The sequence below is a fragment of the Armatimonas sp. genome (assembly GCF_043760365.1).
In the GTDB taxonomy this organism is placed as follows: Bacteria; Armatimonadota; Armatimonadia; order Armatimonadales; family Armatimonadaceae; genus Armatimonas.
The window spans coordinates 1-2,510 of sequence record NZ_JAYUPA010000003.1 but is presented as its reverse complement, the minus strand read 5'-3'; the positions used below and the strand labels follow the sequence as shown (position 1 = coordinate 2,510).

General features: G+C 50.1%; 5 protein-coding genes. All 5 read right to left on the bottom strand.

Annotated elements, in window-relative coordinates; all coding sequences use genetic code 11:
• Positions 1 to 242: type II secretion system protein (locus ACH2EH_RS00055; protein WP_395137592.1), on the bottom strand; the 242-nt coding region annotated here is incomplete at its 3' end.
• A 40-nt stretch (positions 243 to 282) separates the two neighbouring features.
• On the bottom strand, positions 283 to 882 hold the full coding sequence (locus ACH2EH_RS00050; protein WP_395137590.1) for a peroxiredoxin: 600 nt from the start codon (positions 880 to 882) through the stop codon (positions 283 to 285).
• Positions 883 to 934: 52 nt separating this feature from the next.
• The gene (locus ACH2EH_RS00045) at positions 935 to 1,381 is read right to left on the bottom strand and encodes a TlpA disulfide reductase family protein (protein WP_395137588.1); all 447 of its coding nucleotides are present in this window, start codon (positions 1,379 to 1,381) and stop codon (positions 935 to 937) included.
• A 31-nt stretch (positions 1,382 to 1,412) separates the two neighbouring features.
• Positions 1,413 to 1,748 carry a hypothetical protein gene (locus ACH2EH_RS00040; protein WP_395137586.1) on the bottom strand — a complete coding sequence of 112 codons (336 nt, stop codon included), beginning with the start codon at positions 1,746 to 1,748 and terminating at the stop codon, positions 1,413 to 1,415.
• 215 nt (positions 1,749 to 1,963) lie between these two features.
• Complete coding sequence (locus ACH2EH_RS00035) at positions 1,964 to 2,500, bottom strand: hypothetical protein (protein WP_395137584.1); 537 nt, start codon at positions 2,498 to 2,500, stop codon at positions 1,964 to 1,966.
• Positions 2,501 to 2,510 lie beyond the last annotated feature (10 nt).

Below are 2,510 nucleotides of genomic sequence, written 5' to 3'. Positions count from 1 at the left end.
GCGTTGAGATCCGGCGGATCACCGCCCCACACGGGATAGTCGTCGTAGTCCTGGGAGTACATCAGGTTCGCCATCCCGATCTGCCTCAGATTGGACAGGCACGCCATCTTGCGCGCATTTCCCCGCGCTGTCGCGAAGACAGGAAAGAGAATCGCGGCCAGAATCGCGATAATCGCAATGACCACGAGAAGCTCGATGAGCGTAAACCCCGCTTCGGGGCGAGAGGCGCGTTGGCTTTTCATAGACTTAAGTACGTTGTCGGAAAGGATTCGGTTACGGCTCTCATGAGCTTTTTCCCGGTTGCAAGGTCGGCTGACCGGGCTTCCAGTCCGACCCACAGAGTCCTCCTGCTTGAAGGGCGGCGAGGGTACGCAGAAGCTCGTCTACACTCCGTCCGATATTGCTCGCATAGAGCGTGGAGAACTGAAGAATGCCCTCGGGGTCAATGAGAAACGCCCCGCGCAGACTATGGCCCTGTGCTTCCAGAAGCACTCCATAGCGCCGTGCGATGGTGAGGGTCTTGTCGGCCAGCAAAGGGAAGGCCAGCCCTGCCAGCCCATTTGCCTCGCGTGGAGTCTGCATCCAGGCACGGTGACTGTAGACACTATCGGTCGAGGCTCCCAGAACCGCGCAGTCCAGCGCCTCGAACTCGGCGAGTCGGTCGGAGAGGGCGAGCAATTCGGTGGGACAGACGAAGGTGAAGTCGAGCGGGTACCAGAAAAAGAGGAGCCAGCGCTTTTGGTAGTCGGTGAGGCTGAGGGTCTTGACTGGCTGAGCAACACTCTCTCCGGGGAAGGCGGCAGGCGCTTGAAACGGTGGCGCGGGCTGGGAGACCTGCGCCCGCTCTGGCAATGTCACGAGTGTCGCGAGGGGTTGGGACATGGTTTTATAAATCTCCTCACAGGGCAATGCAAAGCTACAGCACAATGCAAAGCTAGAGCGCAAAGGACATCGGAAAGGATTCGGTTACGGCTTCAGCGGATTTCTCTTTGCCCTGCGCCTCGTCTTCATCAAAGAGCCGAATGAGCGCCTGTTCGATCATCTTCACCCCAAACTGCCCTTTGGCGTGTCGGCGCACCTTGCCGTCTTTGTCAAAGAGAAAATACGTCGGCCAGGCATCCACCTTCAGCTCATCTCCAATAGAGTGGTCATTGTCAAAGATGAGTTTCTCGGTAATGCCAAGCTCTTTTGCCACTTCCAGCACTTTGGCCTCATCAAGGTCAAACTCACCCATAGGCCGATGCACCGCAATAACTTGCAAGCCTTTCGGGCTGTACTCATCCCGTAGCCTTTGTAAATGCGGCATATTTGCATGACAAGCAGGACAAGATATTGACCAAAAATGCATTAAAATTTCTTTCCCTTGATCCAAATCACACATTAATTCTATCTAAACCCTCCTTTTAACAAAATTATTTCAAACGAGATAAAGCTCTTGACGCAGCATCAGAAATAGGTTCTTTTTTTTCTTTAATGATTTCTTCAAATAGAACTTTTGCTTCATCTTTATCACCCGCTTTAACTAAAGTAACAGCTAAGTCATAGCGATCATTAATACTAGACCCACCTAAATCGACTAACTTTCTTTTATGAATAGCGGCTTTCTTATAATCACCTTTCAGGAAATATTCAGCCCCAGTTCTCAACTCCTCTTTTTTCATTTCTTCTGGGGTTTGCCTGTGACAGCCTATTCCCCCAAACGTTAAAAACGTTGCCAATGCTATTACTAAGACCAATCTTTTTTTCATCTTAATATCTCTTTATTCTATTTATTTACAGGCTAAGCATTACCACTCAACAGAAAACAAAACTCAGCCTGTAATGCATTAAATCAATTGGGTGTGACCCATTTTGGTTGAAGCCATTGAGAGGTGCTGAGAGAACTCCGGTGGCAACCAGGGTGAAGGCGACTGAGTCCCACCTGACAAAACCGGATTTCCAACCAAAATGAGTCACATCCAAATCATTCATTAACTCTCAAACATTTATTCTGCATTGCTATACAATCAGCAGAATTCCCTCCTGCCGCGTTGCACTGGTTAAACATTGTAGTACAGCATTCATCATGAGGTGCTTCACCTGCCTTACCAGGACAATTAAAAGCACATCTAGTACATCCATTCCAAATCGGGCAATTACAGGGCAAATATACATAGCCAGGCGGTGCAGTATTCCCTCCACCTGGACAGAAAAAGCACCCACAGTTGAGACAAATATTTCCAGGATCTGATTCAGCCGCAACTGCATTCGCAACTCCAGCTTGCTGAAATTCTCTCGCCACTTGCTGGGCGACTTTATTATCCCCCGCACGACGCTGCATCTCTTTGCCCACTTTACGCAGGAGTTCATCGGCGGTTAGCGCGGCGACAGCAGCGGCTCCGGCTTGGAAACCGAAGCGGGCAAGGGCTTGTCTTCGACTGAGCTTCTCTTTTTCGAATTGTGCCAGCTTCTCTGCCGCAGTCAGTTCTACTTCTTCAACCGTATTCTCAACGTTATCCATTTCCTACCTC